Origin of the sequence: Urbifossiella limnaea (genome assembly GCF_007747215.1) — a bacterium.
Classification (GTDB): Bacteria; Planctomycetota; Planctomycetia; order Gemmatales; family Gemmataceae; genus Urbifossiella; species Urbifossiella limnaea.
Genome location: NZ_CP036273.1, coordinates 3,205,305 through 3,222,134, shown reverse-complemented (window position 1 = coordinate 3,222,134; position 16,830 = coordinate 3,205,305). Strand labels below are relative to the sequence as shown.

The window sequence follows — 16,830 nt, the reverse complement described above, 5'->3', positions numbered from 1 at the left end:
GCTTCCGCCGCGCGGCCGCCGGAGAATAGCGGCGGCTTCTCCCCGCGGACGGATTCGATGTTCCTCTACCCCGCGATCGACCTGCTCGGCGGCCGCTGCGTCCGCCTCCGGCAGGGCGACTACTCGCGGGAAACCGTCTTCTCCGACGACCCAGCTGCGGTTGCCCGCCAGTGGGTGAGCCAGGGCGCAGACCGCCTTCACGTCGTCGATCTCGACGGCGCGAAGGCCGGCACGCCCGTCAACGGCGAGGTCATCCGCCGCATCGTGGGCGCCGCCGGTGTACCCGTTCAACTCGGCGGCGGCATCCGCACCGACGCCGACCTCGACGCCGTTTTTTCGTGGGGCATCCGCTGGGCCGTCCTCGGTTCGAAGGCCCTGAAGGACCCCGCGTGGCTCCTCGCCGCCGCCCACAAGCACCCCGGGCGAATCGTCCTGGGGTTGGACGCGAAGGACGGCTACGTCGCCACCGAGGGGTGGCTCGACGTGTCGCGCGTGAAGGCCGTGGACCTCGCCCGCCGGGTGCAAGACGCCCCGCTGGCCGCGGTCGTGGCCACCGACATCGCCACGGACGGCATGATGGCCGGCCCCAACTTCGCCGCGCTGGCGGAGCTGAAGGCGGCGATTTCCCTCCCCGTCATCGCCAGCGGGGGGGTCAGTTCGGCCGACGACGTGCTGCGGCTAGCTCAAGCGGGGCTGCCGGGGGCGATCATCGGCCGGGCGCTGTACGAAGGCGCGATCGATCTCGGGTCTGTTCTTCAACTGGTCCGCGCGACCGCCGTGCCCGACAGGCGACTCCTCTGACGCGCCACCCCGCGGGGGCTCCCCCGCGAGGCGCGCACGCCGCCGAGCCACCTCTCCCCGGGTACTCCGACCCGCCGGGCCGCCCTTCCCTTCCGTGGAGGCCCATCATGGCCGTCAAGCACCTGGTCGAGAACGTCCGCGACATTGCCCTCGTGGGGCACCGGGCCGCGGGCAAGTCCACCCTCGCCGACGCCCTCCTGTTCGACGCCCACGCCGTCGAGCGCCTGGGGAGCGTGGACGACGGCACCTCGGTCGCCGACGCCGACGACGAGGAGCACAAACACCACTTCAGCATCGACACCCACGTCCTCCACGCCGACCACGCCGGCAAACACCTCAACATCCTCGACGCCCCCGGCTCCCCCGACTTCATCGGCGCGGCGCTCGAAGCCCTGGCCGCGGTCGAGACCGCGGTGGTGGTCGTGTCCGCGGTCAACGGCATCGAGCCGGCCACGCGAAAGATGTTCCACGAGGCCACGAACCTCGGCCTGTCCCGGGCCGTCGTCGTCAACAAGCTCGACGCCGAGGGCGTGGACCTGCCGACGCTCGTCGGCCAGATTCAGGAGGCGTTCGGCAAGAACTGCGTGCTGTTCAACGTGCCCGACCGCACCGGCCCCGGGATGCGCGAGGTGTACTGCCTCCTCGACCCCAAGACGTACATCCCGCCCGGGTGCCCCGTCGACGTCGCGGAGGCCCGCAGCAGGCTGATCGAGGCCGTCGTCGAGAGCGACGAGGCGCTGCTGGAAAAGTACCTGACCGAGGGGCAGGTGACGGTCGCCGAGTTGGAGGCGGACATCACCCGAGCGCTTGACGCCGGCACGCTCATCCCGATCTTCTGCACCGCGGCGAAGAAGGACAAGGGCGTCCGCGAGTTGCTCGACGCGCTCTCCCGCTACGGCCTGTCGCCGAGCTTCGCCCGTAAGCGGCTCGACGGCCTCATGGTCGGCGCCAACGGGAGCACCCACCAGCTGCAGCCGACCGAGCAGGAGGAGTTCGTCGCGCAGGTGTTCAAGGTGGTGAACGACAAGTTCGTCGGGCACCTCAGCTTCGTCCGCGTCCTCGCCGGCACGCTGCACCACAACCACAACGTCGTCAACCTCCGCAACGGCTCGACAATCCGCGTCGGCCACCTGCTCGAAGTTCAAGGCAAGACGACGAGCCAGGTGCAGGACGCCGGCCCCGGCGACATCGTCGCCATCGCCAAGGTGGAGGGGCTCGAAATCGGCGACACCATCGCCCACACGGCGCACGCCCCGAAGCTGCCGCTGCCGCACTTCCCCACGCCGATGTTCGGCCTCGCGGTCGAGCCGAAGAACCGCGGCGACGAGCAGAAGATTTCCGTCGGCCTGCACAAGATCGCGGAGGAAGACCCGACGGTGAAGGTGAGCCACGACCCGCAGACGCACGAACTCGTCATCAGCGGCGTGAGCCAGCTCCACCTCGACATCATCCGCGAGCGGCTCAAGGCGCGGTTCAACGTGGAGGTGAACACGAAGGAGCCGAAGATCCCGTACCGCGAGACGATCCACGGCGAGGGGGCGGGCGACCACAAGCACAAGAAGCAGACCGGCGGCCGCGGCCAGTTCGCCGAGGTCCACATCCGCACGTACCCGCTGTCGCGCGACATCAAGACGCAGCAGGACTGCGAGGAGCAGTTCGCCAACAAGAGCCGGTTCGAGAAGCTGCGGCACGTCCACTACGACCCGAGCTGCAACTTCGCGTTCCTCGACCACATCGTCGGCGGCACGATCCCGAACAACTTCCTGCCGGCGATCGAGAAGGGCTGCAAGGAGATGCTCGAGCGCGGCGTGCTGGCTGGGTACCGCATCCAGGACGTGGCGGTGGAAGTTCACTTCGGGAAGTACCACGACGTGGACTCGTCGGAAGCGGCCTTCAAGACGGCAACCCGGCACGCGTTCCGCAAGGCGTTCCTGGCGTCGCGGCCAGCGCTGCTGGAGCCGGTGGTGAAGCTGGAGATCACCGTTCCCGGGAAGTACGTCGGGGCGGTGCTGGGCGACCTGCCGACGAAGCGGGCGCACGTGGAGAACCAGGACAGCCTGCCGGGCGACATGACGGTGATTTACGCCCGCGCCCCGCTGTCGGAGGTGACGCGGTACGCCGCCCAGCTGAGCGGCATGACTCAGGGCCAGGGCTCGTACGCGATGGAGCTGAGCCACTACGACCTGGTGCCGGCGGCGGTGCAGCAGCAGATCGTCAGCAAGGCGAAGGTGGCGCACGACGAGGACGACGAGTAACCGCACCGAGCCGGCGTCGTCAGCCGTCGTAGTCTGCGGCGCTTGCGGAAGGCTCCGACGGCTGACGCCGCCGGCTCGGGGAGACTCTTGTTGTTTCCGCGTGGCGCTCTCCGATAATGAAGTGCAGCGCCGTCCCCCGTCACGTCCCCGCCCGGGTGAGCCCGCATGAAAGCGGTTACCGACTTCTTCATCGGCGAGTGGTACTTCGCCGCCCCGCTGGTCATCATGTCGCTGATCGGCGCCGGCCTCGTGATCTGGCGGCTCCTCCTCAACAACACCGCCCGCACCGACCTCGACGACTTCCTCCCCGACTTTCAGGAGACGCTCCGCAAGCGCGGCATCGCCGGGGCCACCGAGATGTGCCGCGAGGAAAAGGGGCTGATTCCGAGCCGCCTGTTCGTCGCCGGGCTCGAAGCGTCGGACCAGGGTGCGGCGGCGATGCGGCGCAGCATGGCGGCCGAGACCGAGCTGGAAATCGTGCCCCGGCTCAACGCCCTCCTGCCGACCATCCTGGCGTTCGCCAAGATCGCCACGATGGTGGGGCTGCTGTTCACCGTCATCTCGATGATCAACACGTTCAACGCCATCGGCGAGGCGGCGAACAAGGGCGGCGCCAAGGACATCGGCGGGCACTCGTCGAAGATCGGCCTGGCGCTGTTCGCCACGGCGCTGGGGCTGTTCACCGCCATCCCACTGGTGTTCAGCCACGTGCTGTTCAAGGCGTGGATCGCCAACTTCGAGACGAAGACGAAGCAGGCCGGGTCGAAGCTCATCGCGCTGGTCACCAACTTCAAGAAGGACCCGAACCTCCTCGCCCCGCCGAAGAAGCGCGAGGACGAGGAGGACGCTCGGCCGGCCCGCGCCCCGGCCCGGGGGGCGAGCCGTGGCTAGCGCCCCGAAGGCCCTCGACGTGTGGTACGTGACGGCGAACACCGTCTACCGCGGCGTGCCGTACCAAGTCGTCGCCGACTGGGTCCGCGAGGGCCGGCTGGGCGCCGCCGACCAGCTCCGCCCCGCCGGCAGCGGCGACCGCGACTGGCGCACCGTCGGCACGTGGGAGCTGTTCGCCGACTACCTGCCGGGGTCGGGTACGGCCCCGGGCGCGGAGGGCGGCGAAGTCGAGCTGCCGGAGCCGGTCGAGCCCGAAAGCCACGGCCGGAAGGTCCGCGAGGCCGAGGACGACGAGGTGGACATGATCCCCCTCATCGACATCAGCATGGTGCTGCTCGTGTTTTTCGTCATCGTCTCGGCCACGGGCGCGCTCTCGCCGGTAGACGTGCCGGACATGAAGCACGCGGGCACACTGACCAACGACCCCAACGCCATCACGATCAACATCCAGAAGGCGTCCGAGGAGGACGTGTACTACGCGCTGCGGGTCGGCAAGACGGCCCCGCGGCCGGAGTACGCCCGGCTCGGCAGCCCCGAGGACGCGTTGAAGGCGCTCGACGCCCTGCTCGGCGAGGCGACGCAGCCGCCGCACGTGCAGGTGGCGTGCGAGAAGGCGCTGCCGAGCAAGCGCGTCGTCGAGATGCAACTGGAGCTGAAGAAGCGGTTCGACAAGCGGCTCATCCAGTCCTTCGACGCGACCGTGAACGAGGCACCCCCGGGATGAGTACGTGGCACGTCCGCCAGGAGGGCTCGCCGACCGCGGCCTCGGTGCCGTCGGCCCAGGAGATTGCAGCCGGGCTGGCGGACGGCGTGTGGCTGCCGACCGACGAGGTCCGCGGGCCGGGCGAGACGACGTGGACGCAGTTGGAGCTGCACCCCGTCTTCGCCGAGGCCGCGGCCGAGCAGGAGGACCACGGCCACGCCGAGGCCGACGAGACGCACCTCGACATGAACCCGCTCATCGACGTGTGCCTCGTGCTGCTGATCTTCTTCATCCTCACCATCAGCTACGAGTCGCTGGAGCGGTCGATTTCGATCCCGGAGACGGCGCCAGAGGACAAGGGCGCCGCGGTGCCGAAAGTGAACCTGAAGGACATCCGCGACAAGGTGTTCATCGTGTCGGCGGCGATGGAGGGCGAGAAGGTGGCGGTGAAGCTGGAGAAGGAGGCGGTGCCGATCGAGCAGCTGCAAGGCCGCATGAAGGACGTGATGAACAAGACCGGCCGCAGCGAGATGCTGTTCGACCTCGACACCGACGTGCCGTGGGGCGTCCAGACGACGATCCTGGACGCGGCCAAGGGGAACGGCGTCCACAACGTGCTGCTGCGGCCGCGACCCGTGCGATAATTATCGAGTGGTCACCGCTTCGGCGTCTGGTCCACCACGACCAGGTCGTAGCTGCCGCCGCGGACAATCACCTTGAAAATCGTCTCCTCAATGTCCTCCGCCCGGCGGTTGCGGTAGGCCAGTTCCTTCCGCGACAGGTCGTCCTCCAGCCCGCGCGGGAAGAACGCCCAGAACGACTGCGCCGGCTGCGTCACCCGCAGCACCGCGCACACGCCGGCCACCGACCCCGGCCGCGTATCGCTGAACTTGATCTGGCCCGAGAGCGACTTCAGGTCGTCGTCGGTCGCCATCCGCGGGTTCGGCGTTCGCAGGTCGCTGAAGTGCAGACACTGCTTGTTCTCCGGCGGCAGCGGCACCAGGATCGTCGCCCCCATCGCCGCCAACTGGTTGACGTAGTCGTGCCCGTCGCTGGTCTGGAAGCGGAGCACCCAGCGGAGGGAGCGGGCGCGGGTCGAGTCGGCGCCGGAGCCGCCGGGCCCCTTCCCCGCCTCGCCGGTGTTCCCCTTGCCGTCGCCCGGCCCGTCGCCCTTGCGGCTGCCGAGAATCTTCTTCAGCAACTCCTCGTCCGACTTGGCGAACGCGGCCCGGTTCGCGGCGGCGACCGGCAGCGTCCCCGCGTCGTCGAGCAGGACGCGCTTCATGGCCACCTCGGCCTGCGCCAGTTGCTCGGGCGTCGGCAGTTCGTTCTTCTGGGCCTTGAACTGGTTCTCGCCTTCCTTGATGTCGTCGGTCGTGCCGCCGGACCCCTTCGACCCCAGGCCGATGTCGTCGTCGCCGCCCAGGTCCACGAGGGACACGGGGACCGCGGAGCGGTCGGGGCCGGCACCCATGACCTTGACGAACAGGAAGATCACGAACGCCGCGACGGCGACGTGGAGCAGGACGGCGGCGACGGCGGAGAGCGGGAATTCGAGGCGGCGGTTGTAGCGCTCCCAGAACTCCTCCTCCGGCGGGCCGCGGAACTCGCGGTCGGGGTCGAGCGGCGGGCGGCGGTCCGGCTTCGCGGCGGGGGTGGGGGGCATGACGGAACCTCCGGCCCGATTGGGGTCACCTACCAGCGTACACGCCGGGCCGGCCGATGCAAACGCGAACGCCCGGGGAACACACCCCGGGCGCTGCGGCGGACCGGCGCGTCTGCTCAATCCAGGTTCGAGCCCGTCTCACCGCCGTTGCGGCTGACCAGCGCGGCGACCGTTGCGATCGGCGCGCCGGACTTCAGGAACCGTACGCTGCCGTCGCCGAGCAGGGCGTTCACCCCGCCGGTGTGGAAGCTGTAAATCTGCCCGGTGCCGTCCGTGTTGTAGAACGGGTCGGGGTAACCGTTCAGCTGGATGCCGTTGGTCACGTTGATCGCCGACGTGCCCGGGGCCGTGGTGCCGCTGGCGTCCGAGCCGCGGAGGATGTTCAACTCGCTCGCGGGCCGGCACCAGCCGCCGCCGTTCACCCGCGTGCCGCCGTTCGCCTTCACCACCAGCTTGCCGTTGCGGTAGATGTCCGGGCGGCCGGCCGACTCCGTCAGCTGGAGCGTGTTCGAGAGGCCGTCCGTGAACGAGCCGAAGGACAGCTTAATCGTCTTCGAGATGGCGCCGTTGTCGGCCCGCGCCGTCGTCGCGCTCAGCCCGGCGACAGTCACCAGTTCCGGCGACACGCCGTAGAAGCCGGCGTAGTCGCCGTTGGCCACGATCGACGTCCATTGCGGAGACGTGTCCGGCGCGCCGTCGACGACCTGCCCGTTCGGGGCCGACGGGCACTCGACGACGTTGAGCTTGACGCCGAACACCGCCGGCTGGAGGTGCCAGTTCTGGTTCAGGTTGGCCTGCTGGAACAGCGGTGCCTGTTCGATGTACGGCAGGACGTAGGTGAGCCAGCGGACGCGGACGGTGCTGACGGCGTCCGGCCGGATGTTCGCCGGCAGGCCGCTGTTCGCGTCGTGGTAGGCGTGCAGCCCGAGGCCGAGCTGCTTGAGGTTGTTCTGGCACTTGGCGCGGGCGGCGGCCTCACGCACCTTCTGCACGGCCGGCAGTAGCAGGCCGATGAGGATGGCGATGATGGCGATCACCACCAGCAGTTCGATGAGCGTGAACCCGCGGCGGGTCCGGGCAAGGCGGGGCATTCGTGTCTCCGGTTCGGGGGCGGGGTGCTGTTAGCGGGTGATCTCGATGGCCTTGAGTTCGGTCGCCCCGGCGGAGATCGTGGCGGTGAGGCCGGACGTGTTCGGGTCGGCGTACTTCGCCGGCAGGCGGTTCGCCGGCGGGTCGTCGGACCGGGCACCGGCGAGCCACTGCTCGACCGTGACGCGGTACTCGCCGGCCGGGGCGCCGTCGCCGACGGTGTGCGTCGTGAGGGTGAAGGAGCCGTCGGCGTTCACCTTGCCGCGCGGCTTCGGTGCGTCGGGCGTGGCCGGGTTCACCGGGTGAAGTACGACCGTGGCGTGTTCAGCGGCCTTCTTGTTGACGAGAACCGTGCCCTTCACCTGGTACAGCTCCGGCCCCTTAGTGCCGCAGCCGGTGAAGGTCACGCCGGCACAGGCGACGAAGCCCGCGAGGATGCGACGGAGTGGCGGCGGGGAGCGAAACGCGGCGACGGTCACGACGGCCTCCGATCATAAACACGACCAGAATCATCAACTTGGTCGTGTAGCAACTCTATCGGCCTAATCGGGACACGTCCAGCGGGAATTTTGACTTTACCGATGTGAATGGTGCAAATTCTGATTTCAAAGAGGTTTATAAGCCGAAGCGGACGCTTGCGGCTTCGCCGAACGCGAAGCCGCAAGCGTCCGCCAAAGTGAATCGACTTCCGTGCTAGATCGCGTAGTCGGGCGTGAAGATGGTCGCTGACTTTGGTGTGACGTACACCGCCTCCCGCGCCTGGAGGCCGAGCTGCCGGTATCGCTCCAGCGGCAGATCGACGTTGAGCATCAGCCCGAAGTCCTCCGCGAGCAGCCGCACCTTCACGACCGAACCGGCCGGGTTGATGTGGACCACCTCCGCGGACATGCAGTTGCCGGCGTCCGCGGTGCGCGAGATGTCCAACTCGTGCGGCCGGATGTAGGCGTCGGCGTGGCCGTCGGCCTGCTCGAACAGCTTGCCCGGCAGTTCGACCCGGTGCTTCTCGCCGAACAGCGCCCGGCCGCCCTCCACGCGCACCGGCAGCTTGTTCACGTTGCCCAGGAAGTCCATCACGAAGGCGTTCGCGGGGTGCTCGAACACCTCGATCGGGCTGCCGACCTGCTCGATCTTCCCCTTGTTCATCACGACTACGCGGTCGGCCACCTCGAACGCCTCTTCCTGGTCGTGCGTCACGAAGATGCTGGTGACGTGCGACTCGTCGTGGAACTGCCTCAGCCAGTGGCGCAGCTCGGTGCGGACCTTGGCGTCGAGCGCCCCGAACGGCTCGTCGAGAAGCAGCACCTTCGGTTCCGGGGCCAGCGCCCGTGCCAGCGCGATCCGCTGCCGCTGCCCGCCGGACAGAGCCGCGGGGTAGCGCTCGGCCTTCTCCGGCAGGCGGACGAGGTTCAGCAGCTTCATCACCCGGTCGCGCACCTTCTCCTCCGGCCACTTCCGCACGCGGAGGCCGAAGGCCACGTTCTCGAACACGGTCATGTGCCGGAACAGGGCGTAGTGCTGGAACACGAAGCCGACGTGCCGGTCCTTCGCGGAGCGGTGCGTGATGTTTTCCGCCTCGTGATGCACGCTGCCACTGTCGGCGACTTCGAGCCCGGCGATGATCCGCAGGAGCGTCGTCTTGCCGGAGCCGCTCGGGCCGAGCAGCGCCACCAACTCCCCGGCGGGGCACTCGACCGAAACGCCGTCGAGGGCGACGAACTCGCCGAACCGCTTACTCACGTTCGTGGCGGTGATGCTCATGGCTTCCCGGGGCGGGCGCGGTATCCTGACCCGAACCATCGGCCGAACCGGACCGCGGCTTGAGCCGAATTCGTCGGTTGATTTATCAGATTAGTCGGCAATCTGCCACACCCGTCCTCCGGGCCGCACCCATGTCGCGCCGTCCGAAGTCGCCGCAGCCGCAGCCGAAGAGGCTGTCGTGGCTCCTGATCGTCGCGGTGGTTGGCGTGGGGGCGCTCGTCGGCGTCCTCTCCGTGGTCGGCTTTAAATCGGGGGACCCGTCGGACCGAGTCGCACTCGGCCTCGCCGACAACGCGGCCGGCGAGATGGTGCTCGTCCCCGGCGGCACGTTCACGATGGGCCGCGCCGACGGCCCCGCCGACGAGCAGCCGGCCCACGAGGTAACGCTGGCCCCGTTCTACCTCGACAAGACCGAGGTGACCAACGCCCAGTTCGCGGCCTTCGTGCGGGCCACGGGCTACGTCACCGTCGCGGAGCGGAAGCCGGACGCGCGGAAGTACCCCGGCGCGGACCCGGAAAAGCTCGTGCCGGGGTCGGCGGTGTTCTACGCGGCGGAGGCGTCCCTCGACCCGCGGACGTGGCCCGCGGCCTACCCGCCGTGGTGGAAGTACGTGCCGGGGGCGTGCTGGCGCCGGCCCGAGGGACACGGCACCGACCTGACGGGGAAAGCGAACTTCCCCGCCGTGCAGATCGCGTGGGACGACGCCGCGGCCTACGCCCGCTGGGCCGGCAAGCGCCTGCCCACGGAAGCGGAGTGGGAGTACGCGGCCCGCGGCGGCCTGGCGAACAAACCGTACTGCTGGGGCGACGCCCACCAGGGCCAGGAGGGCAAGTGGTACGCGAACGCCCACCAGGGCAGCTTCCCGAAGACCGACACCGGCGCGGACGGCTACGCCGGCGTCGCCCCGGTCGGCAGCTTCCCCGCGAACGGCTACGGGCTACACGACTTGAGCGGCAACGTGTGGGAGTGGTGCGCCGACTGGTACGACCCCGACTACTACGCCCGCTCGCCGCGGTCCAACCCGCCCGGCCCGGACGGCGGCGTACTCGGCCCGGACGGCGTGGCCGAGCGCGTGCGCCGCGGCGGCTCGTACCTGTGCGACGACACGTACTGCAAGCGCTACCTGCCGTCGGCCCGCGACAAGGACCCGACGGACAGCAGCGCCACGCACACCGGCTTCCGCTGCGCGAAGAACGCGCCGTGAGTTGGGGTTGAGTGCGGCGGCGCGGGCGCTGTACCCTCCCCGCTCGAACCTTCCCCATCGGGCCGCGGCATGGACGCCGAGCCGAGTACGTCCGTCGCCGTCGAGCGGGTGACCGAGCCGTTCTCGGGGATGCGCCTGGTCCGCGTCACCGGGTACTGGCAAGGCGCGACCGCGCCGCCGACCCACTTCGACGTCCGCCTCGACGGCGAGACGGTCACGCGCTGCGAGCCGGTGCCCGTGACCGTCGGCGGGCAGGCGCGGGTCAACTTTGGAACGCAGTTCCCTGAAGAATCCGCCGTCACGCTGGCCGTCGTGGCGGTCTTCGCCGCGGGCGAACACGTGCTCGCCTCGCGGCCCGTCGCCTCGCTCGACACCGTGGCCGACACGCCGCACCAGCCCGGCTTCCTCGGCAGGGTGTTGAAGTCGGTGGCGTCCGGCGAGGTCGTCTCGCCGGCGAGGTGGGCGGCGCGCCTGGGCCGCGCCGCGGCGAAGGCGAGCGAGCTGCGCGAGAAGGTGCAGGGCCGGTTGCTCGCCCGCCGCTTCCGCCCGCGCGACCCGCACCTCGGCTACGTCGAGAACACCGCCGTCACGCCGCGCCTCCAAGCGGCGATGACCGCTGAGATCGATCGCTTCCGACACGGGCCGACGTTCAGCATCCTGGTGCCGGTCTACCTCGACGCCAAGAAGCGGATCGGCTCGCGCTGGCTCCGGCGGGCCGTGGAGTCGGTGCGGGCGCAAGCGTACCCGCACTGGGAGCTGTGCCTCGCCGACGACGGCTCCACCGACCCCGACCTGCTCCGCTACCTGGACCGCCTCCCGGCCGACCCGCGCATCAAGCTCGTCCGCCGGGCCGAGAACGGACACATCTGCCGGGCCACGAACAGCGCCGCCGACCTGGCCACCGGCGAGTTCGTGTGCCTCCTCGACCACGACGACGAACTCGCGCCGCACGCCCTGTTCGCCGTCGCCGAGCGGTTGCAGACGCGGCCCGACGCCGACCTGATCTACTCCGACGAGGACAAGACCGACGCCGCCGGCCGCCGCTACGACCCGCAGTTCAAGCCGGCCTGGTCGCCGGAACTGCTCCTGAGTTACAACTACGTCAACCACTTCACGACGATCCGCCGCAGCGTCTTCGAGGCCGCCGGCCGCTTCCGCCCCGGGTTCGAGGGTTCGCAGGACCACGACCTCCTCCTGCGCGTGACCGAGCGCACGGACCGGGTCGAGCACATTCCGCAGGTGCTGTACCACTGGCGGTCGCTGCCCGACTCCACGGCGACGGCCGCGGGCGTGAAGACCTACGTCCACACCTCCGGCCGCCGGGCCGTGGAAGAGGCACTCACCCGCCGGGGCATCGCCGCCGAGCTGTACGTCCCGCCGTTCGCCACGAAGTTGGGGCTGCCGGTGCTCGCGCTCGACGGCCCCGACGACGGCCCGAGTGTGGCGGTGGTCGTGAGCGGCGAGGCCGAGGCTGCCCGGCGCACGGTGCGAGCGCTGCGGCAGACGACGGCGTACCGCGGTTTCACCGACTACCTGGTGATCGACCGCGACCCGCCCGCCGAGCGGCTCAACCGCATGGCCGCGGGCCGCACGGAAGACCTACTCCTGTTCCTCGAAGCCGGCTGCGAACCGACCGACCCGCGCTGGCTGTCGCGGCTCGTAGCGAACCTCCGAATTCCCGGCGTCGGCGCCGTCGGCGGCCGAATCGTGGACGCGACCGGGGCCGGAATAGACGCCGGGATCGTGACCGGGATGCGCGACGGCATCGCCCCCGCGCCGGCGTTCGCGGGGCTGGAGCCGACCGCGATCAGCTACTACTTCCTCGCCGAGGTGACGCGGACCGTGTCGGTCGTGAGCGGCCGCTGCCTCCTGACGCGGCGCGACACGTTCGAGCAACTCGGCGGGTTCGACGCCCGCCGCTACCCGCACTCGCTGTGGGACGTGGACTTTTCGCTCCGCGTGCGTGGCCGCGGGCTCCGCTGCGCCGTCGTACCGGGTGCGGAACTGAAGCGAACGGGCGCCGCGCCGCCGGAGTTCCTGCCGTCGGAACTCCTGTCGCTGAGGCGCGCCCACGGCCGGCTGCTCGACCCGTACCACAACCCGAACTGCTCCGAACGCACGCCGTGGAAGCCGGTCTGTGACGCCCCGTTGTCACTGCCGTCGGAGGCGACGCGGCCGGCGGTGAGGGCGCTGGTCGTGGCCCACAACCTGAACAACCCCGAGGGCGCGCCCCGCTACCTGTCCGAGATCGTGCTGGGCCTGCGCGACCGCGGCGCGCTCGCCCCCGTGATCGTGTCGCCGTTCGGCGGCCCGGGGGCGGCGGTGTACGCCGACGCCGGCATCCCCGTGGACGTGCGCGAGACGCCGCAGAGCCGCCGGTTCGTGGACGGCCTGTGGACGCCCGCCGAGTACCGCGCCGCCCGCCGCACGGCCGACGCCGTCCTGAGGCAGCACCGCCCCGAAGTGGTGATCGCCAACACGCTGACGACCTTTCCGCTCGTGGAAGCCGCCGCGCGGGCCGGCATCCCCGCGGTGTGGATCATCCACGAAAGCTACTCGCGGGAAACCCTGGTGCGGCTGTTCCCGCCGTTCGCGCGGATGCGCGTCGAACTGGCGTTCGCGTTGGCGGCGCGCGTCATCCCCGCGTCGCACGACACCGCGGCGCTGTTCACACACCTGAACACGCGCGGCAACGTCCGCGTGATCCACAACGGGCTCGACCCGGCTGCCTTCCCGCCGGTCCGGAAACTTCCCGCCGGCCCCGTCCGCTTCCTCGCCGTCGGCACGGTCTGCGAGCGGAAGGGGCAGCACACGCTGATCGAGGCCGCGGCGCGGCTGGCGCGCGAGCGTACCGACTTCGCCTGCGACCTGGTCGGCCTCCGCAGCGGCATCCCGTACGCCGACTACTGCCGCGAGCTGGTTCGCCGCCACTGTCTCGACGGCATGGTGAACCTGGTGCCCGAGACGGACCGTGTGACGGACTACCTCCGCGCCGCGGACGTGTTCGTCTGCACGTCCCACATGGAGACGTTCAGCCGGGCGGTACTCGAAGCCGAGGCGTTCGGGCTGCCCATTCTCTCGACACCCGTTCACGGCGTACCGGAGCAAGTGTTCTGGGGCGCGAACGCCCTCCGCTTCGAGTTCGGCGACGCCGCCGGCCTCGCCGAGCGGATGCGCGAGGTGCTCGCGAACCCGGGCCTGCGTGCGAAGATGGCCGCCGAGTCGCGGGCCGCGTTCGACTTACACCTGACGCAGAACGAAATGCTCGACCGCTACGCCGCGGTGATCCTGTCCGCCGCCCGGCAGGGGCCGCGGGCTCGAACGCCACTCGCGGCGCCGCCCACCGCCGCCCGGCGGGCCGCCTGAGGAGCCGGACGTGTCGCCGAGTGTCACCCCACTGTCACCCCTGCTCGTCCGCCTGGGCCGGTGCGCGCGCGCCGCCCGCCGGCGAGTCCGGCTGGCGCTCGCCGGGGAGCGGCGCGAACACTTCTTCGACCTGACCGACACCGAGCTGGTGACCCGCGCCCTCGGCGCCCCGCCGACCGGCACCGGCGACGCGGCCCGCGGCGAGCAGCTCTACGAGCTGCGCGACGACCTCCGCACGCACTTCCCGCTCGGCCTCACGCCGGCGCAGCGCGGCGCGTTCTTGCGCTGGCACGCCGACCACGGTTGGGACGCGATCCCCGCACAACCGCTCGACCTACTCGCGTACCTCCGCGAACTCGACGCGACCCCCGACCGCGGGCTCGTGGCCACGTATCTGGTGCAGCCCGAGTGGCAGGCCGCGCAGCCGGACGCGCTCACGCCCGCGGGGTGGGAACCGTTCAAGCAGTGGCTCACCGCGAAGTACGGCGTCCAGAGCGGATGGCTCCGCCGCGCCACGCTGCCGCGCGACCTCCCCCCGGCCCGCGGCGACGGCGTGAACCTGCTCGGCCTGTTCCGCTACGTCTCCGGCCTCCAGCAGGCCGCGGTCGGGGTCGCCGAGTCGTTCGCGGCCGTCGGCGTGCCGCTGACCCTGCGCGACATCCCCACCCGCAACAACCGCGACGGCCGCCGCCGCGGCGCGTTCCTGTCGCTCGAACCGCACCCGGTCACGGTGCTGAACGCCGGCCTCGACATGCCGGTGCCCGAAGCGTACCGCCTCGCCGGCCTCCACCCGCGACCCGGCGTGAAGCGCGTGGCCGTGTGGTTCTGGGAGCTGGAGGAAGTGCCCGCCGCGTGGCACGACCGCGGCCGCGACGTGGACGAGGTGTGGGCGCCGACGCGGTTCATCGCCGACGCCCTCCGCGTGCTCGGCAAGCCGGTGTACCCCATGCTCCCCGCGGTGCGACTGCCGGCGTTCACGCCACGGCCCAAGACGCACTTCGGGCTGTCGCCGGACCGGTTCACGTTTCTGTTCGTGTTCGACATGAACAGCCGGCTGCCGCGGAAGAACCCGGTTGCTCTCATCCGGGCGTTCCGGCGGGCGTTCCGGCCCGACGAGCCGGTCGAGCTGGCGATCAAGGTGAGCCCGCAGGGCGAGTTCTACCCCGACTGGTGGCGCGAACTCCGCACCGCGGCGCGCGACGCCGGCGTTCGACTGATCGACAAGAATTTGAGCCGCGACGAGTTGCTGGGGCTCATGAACGCCGCGGACGCCTACGCCTCGCTGCACCGCTCCGAGGGCTTCGGCCTGACCATGGCCGAGGCGATGCTGTTGGGCAAGCCGACGATCGCTACCGGCTACTCCGGCAACCTCGACTTCATGACGCCGGAGAACAGCTTCCTCGTGGACTACACCCGGACCGTGATCGAGGACGACACGCCGCCGTACCCGAAGGGCTGCGTCTGGGCCGAGCCGTCGGTGGCGCACGCCGCCGAGTTGCTGCGCCGCGTTTTCGACCATCCGGCGGAGGCGCGTGCGAAGGCCGAGCGCGGCCGCAGTGAACTGCGCGAGTTGCTCTCGCCCGCGGCCGCCGGCGCACGAATGACGGCGCGGCTCGACGTACTCCGAGGGGCCGTATGACGCCGTCGCCCGTCCGCCTCCGCTCGCCCAAGCTGTCGCCGACGAGGCTCGGTCGGCTCGCCGTCGATGCGGTCGTGATCTACGCCCTGTTCTGGGCGTCGCACGCCGTCTACCGCGGCTCGACGGGCGTGCCCCAGGTGTGCGACTCGGCGTACTCGATGGCCGTCGCCGAGACACTCGCGAAGACCGGCTCGCCCGACATGACCGCCACCGTGCCGACGGACGCCGCCGCGCGGGGATCGCTCCCGGGCTACCAGGCCGCCGGCGACCTGCCGTATCACGTCGTGCCGCACCCGGCGGGCTCGGGCCGCCTGTACTATGGCTACCCCTACGGTTCCGTCCTGCTGTCGGTTCCGTGGGTCAAGCACTACTCCGCCCGCGGGCTGTCCGCGCTCGACGCCGACGGCCACCTCAGCTACTCGAACGAGTGCGAGATTCAGACGCGCGTCGCGGCGCGGGTCGGGGCGCTACTCGTCGTGCTGTTGTACCTCGTCGGCCGGGCCGTTCTGCCGACGTGGGCGGCGGCGCTCGTCGCGGTCGGCTTCGCGTTCGGCTCGCCGGTGTGGAGCACGCTGGCCCGGTCGCTGTGGTCGCACACGTGGGCCGCGGTGTGGCTCAGCGCGGCAATCGGGCTGCTGCTCGCCGGGCGGCGTGTCGCGCGACCGACGTGGCGCTCCGACCTGATCCTCGGCGTCGGCGTGGGGACGTGCCTGTTCTGGGCCGCGTTCTGCCGCCAGCACCTGGCCATTTCCGGGCTCGCGGTCGGCGCTTACATGCTGGTGTGGAACCGCCGTCAGCTGGCGTTCCTGATTCTCGGCGGCGGCAGCTGGGTGGCTGTGATGGTCGCCGCGAGCCTGGTCTACTTCGGCACGCCGACGCCGCCGTCGGTGTACACGGCGGGGATGATCGACGGCCGCGACGTGGCCGAGCGGTTCTTCTGGCTGATGCTGTCGCCGAGCCGCGGGCTGCTGGTGTACTGCCCGTTTCTGGTCGTCGTCGCCGGAATGCTCGTCGCCTTCCGCGGCACGCTTCCCGACCGGCCGCTGTTGGCGCCGGCGCTCCTCGCGGTCGGCGTGCATACCGCGGTGTTCTCGTGCTACGTCGGCTGGTACGCCGGATGGAGCTACGGGCCGCGCTACTTCTGCGACGTGCTGCCGTGGTTCGTGTTGCTCACGGTGCTCGCCGTGCGCGGGATGCTGGCCGACGACGGACGCGGCCGCCGGGCGTTGGCGTTGGCCGCGCTCGCGGCGACGACCGTGTGGTGCGTGTGGGTCCACGGCCGCGGGGCGAACGTGCCGGCGACGTGGATGTGGAACGACCGCGTGAATCTGGTCGGCGACGAACCCGCGATGAAGGAGTGGCGATACCCGCAGTTCCTGGCGGGGATCACGTTCGAGGTGCGGCCCGACGGCTCCGTCGTGGAACTGCGGTAACGAAGAAAGCCCACCCGTCGGAAC

The 16,830-nt window shown here is 70.5% G+C and carries 13 protein-coding genes; 9 read left to right on the top strand and 4 right to left on the bottom strand.

Annotated features, from left to right (window positions below):
- Window positions 1-57: 57 nt before the first annotated feature.
- The 5 genes from hisA (at window position 58) to ETAA1_RS13160 (ending at window position 5,294) form a co-directional block, all read left to right on the top strand.
- Window positions 58-801, top strand: coding sequence for a 1-(5-phosphoribosyl)-5-[(5-phosphoribosylamino)methylideneamino]imidazole-4-carboxamide isomerase (gene hisA, locus ETAA1_RS13180; protein WP_145238777.1), 744 nt, complete (start codon window positions 58-60; stop codon window positions 799-801).
- Between the two features lie 107 nt (window positions 802-908).
- Window positions 909-3,056 carry an elongation factor G gene (locus ETAA1_RS13175; protein WP_145238774.1) on the top strand — a complete coding sequence of 716 codons (2,148 nt, stop codon included), beginning with the start codon at window positions 909-911 and terminating at the stop codon, window positions 3,054-3,056.
- A 165-nt stretch (window positions 3,057-3,221) separates the two neighbouring features.
- Window positions 3,222-3,947, top strand: a complete 726-nt coding sequence (locus ETAA1_RS13170; RefSeq protein WP_145238771.1) for a MotA/TolQ/ExbB proton channel family protein — start codon at window positions 3,222-3,224, stop codon at window positions 3,945-3,947.
- Window positions 3,940-4,671 carry an ExbD/TolR family protein gene (locus ETAA1_RS13165; RefSeq protein ID WP_145238768.1) on the top strand — a complete coding sequence of 244 codons (732 nt, stop codon included), beginning with the start codon at window positions 3,940-3,942 and terminating at the stop codon, window positions 4,669-4,671. Before ETAA1_RS13170 ends, ETAA1_RS13165 begins: the two co-directional genes overlap by 8 nt.
- Window positions 4,668-5,294 (top strand): ExbD/TolR family protein, encoded by a 627-nt coding sequence (locus tag ETAA1_RS13160; protein ID WP_145238764.1) that lies wholly within the window; start codon window positions 4,668-4,670, stop codon window positions 5,292-5,294. The genes ETAA1_RS13165 and ETAA1_RS13160 overlap by 4 nt, the downstream gene beginning before the upstream one ends.
- Window positions 5,295-5,305: 11 nt before the next feature.
- On the opposite strand, the gene ETAA1_RS13155 is transcribed toward ETAA1_RS13160, so the two are convergent.
- The 4 genes from ETAA1_RS13155 to ETAA1_RS13140 all read right to left on the bottom strand — a co-directional run bounded on the left by ETAA1_RS13155 (window position 5,306) and on the right by ETAA1_RS13140 (window position 9,163).
- On the bottom strand, window positions 5,306-6,316 hold the full coding sequence (locus ETAA1_RS13155; RefSeq protein ID WP_145238761.1) for a hypothetical protein: 1,011 nt from the start codon (window positions 6,314-6,316) through the stop codon (window positions 5,306-5,308).
- 116 nt (window positions 6,317-6,432) lie between these two features.
- A complete protein-coding gene (locus tag ETAA1_RS13150) occupies window positions 6,433-7,407 on the bottom strand; it encodes a DUF1559 domain-containing protein (protein WP_145238758.1) in 975 nt (324 codons plus the stop codon).
- A gap of 30 nt (window positions 7,408-7,437) precedes the next feature.
- Complete coding sequence (locus tag ETAA1_RS13145) at window positions 7,438-7,884, bottom strand: hypothetical protein (RefSeq protein ID WP_145238755.1); 447 nt, start codon at window positions 7,882-7,884, stop codon at window positions 7,438-7,440.
- 214 nt (window positions 7,885-8,098) lie between these two features.
- Window positions 8,099-9,163, bottom strand: a complete 1,065-nt coding sequence (locus ETAA1_RS13140) for a sulfate/molybdate ABC transporter ATP-binding protein (protein WP_145238753.1) — start codon at window positions 9,161-9,163, stop codon at window positions 8,099-8,101.
- A 131-nt stretch (window positions 9,164-9,294) separates the two neighbouring features.
- On the opposite strand from ETAA1_RS13140, the gene ETAA1_RS13135 reads away from it, so the two are divergent.
- The 4 genes from ETAA1_RS13135 (at window position 9,295) to ETAA1_RS13120 (ending at window position 16,806) form a co-directional block, all read left to right on the top strand.
- A complete protein-coding gene (locus tag ETAA1_RS13135) occupies window positions 9,295-10,368 on the top strand; it encodes a formylglycine-generating enzyme family protein (RefSeq protein WP_238389436.1) in 1,074 nt (357 codons plus the stop codon).
- Window positions 10,369-10,437: 69 nt separating this feature from the next.
- Entirely contained in the window at window positions 10,438-13,734 is a 3,297-nt protein-coding gene (locus ETAA1_RS13130; RefSeq protein WP_145238750.1) for a glycosyltransferase, read from the top strand.
- Window positions 13,735-13,744: 10 nt separating this feature from the next.
- Window positions 13,745-15,373: a glycosyltransferase family 4 protein gene (locus ETAA1_RS13125; protein ID WP_145238747.1), complete on the top strand. Its 1,629-nt coding sequence runs from the start codon at window positions 13,745-13,747 to the stop codon at window positions 15,371-15,373.
- Window positions 15,370-16,806 (top strand): hypothetical protein, encoded by a 1,437-nt coding sequence (locus ETAA1_RS13120; RefSeq protein WP_145238744.1) that lies wholly within the window; start codon window positions 15,370-15,372, stop codon window positions 16,804-16,806. Before ETAA1_RS13125 ends, ETAA1_RS13120 begins: the two co-directional genes overlap by 4 nt.
- Window positions 16,807-16,830 lie beyond the last annotated feature (24 nt).

Excerpts from the sequence above, each read along its gene's own strand:
- ETAA1_RS13155 (WP_145238761.1), bottom strand. The coding sequence starts at position 6,316 with ATGCCCCCCACCCCCGCCGCGAAGCCGGACCGCCGCCCGCCGCTCGAC.
- hisA (WP_145238777.1), top strand. The coding sequence starts at position 58 with ATGTTCCTCTACCCCGCGATCGACCTGCTCGGCGGCCGCTGCGTCCGC.
- ETAA1_RS13160 (WP_145238764.1), top strand. The coding sequence starts at position 4,668 with ATGAGTACGTGGCACGTCCGCCAGGAGGGCTCGCCGACCGCGGCCTCG.
- ETAA1_RS13135 (WP_238389436.1), top strand. The coding sequence starts at position 9,295 with ATGTCGCGCCGTCCGAAGTCGCCGCAGCCGCAGCCGAAGAGGCTGTCG.
- ETAA1_RS13170 (WP_145238771.1), top strand. The coding sequence starts at position 3,222 with ATGAAAGCGGTTACCGACTTCTTCATCGGCGAGTGGTACTTCGCCGCC.
- ETAA1_RS13175 (WP_145238774.1), top strand. The coding sequence starts at position 909 with ATGGCCGTCAAGCACCTGGTCGAGAACGTCCGCGACATTGCCCTCGTG.
- ETAA1_RS13120 (WP_145238744.1), top strand. The coding sequence starts at position 15,370 with ATGACGCCGTCGCCCGTCCGCCTCCGCTCGCCCAAGCTGTCGCCGACG.
- ETAA1_RS13150 (WP_145238758.1), bottom strand. The coding sequence starts at position 7,407 with ATGCCCCGCCTTGCCCGGACCCGCCGCGGGTTCACGCTCATCGAACTG.
- ETAA1_RS13140 (WP_145238753.1), bottom strand. The coding sequence starts at position 9,163 with ATGAGCATCACCGCCACGAACGTGAGTAAGCGGTTCGGCGAGTTCGTC.
- ETAA1_RS13130 (WP_145238750.1), top strand. The coding sequence starts at position 10,438 with ATGGACGCCGAGCCGAGTACGTCCGTCGCCGTCGAGCGGGTGACCGAG.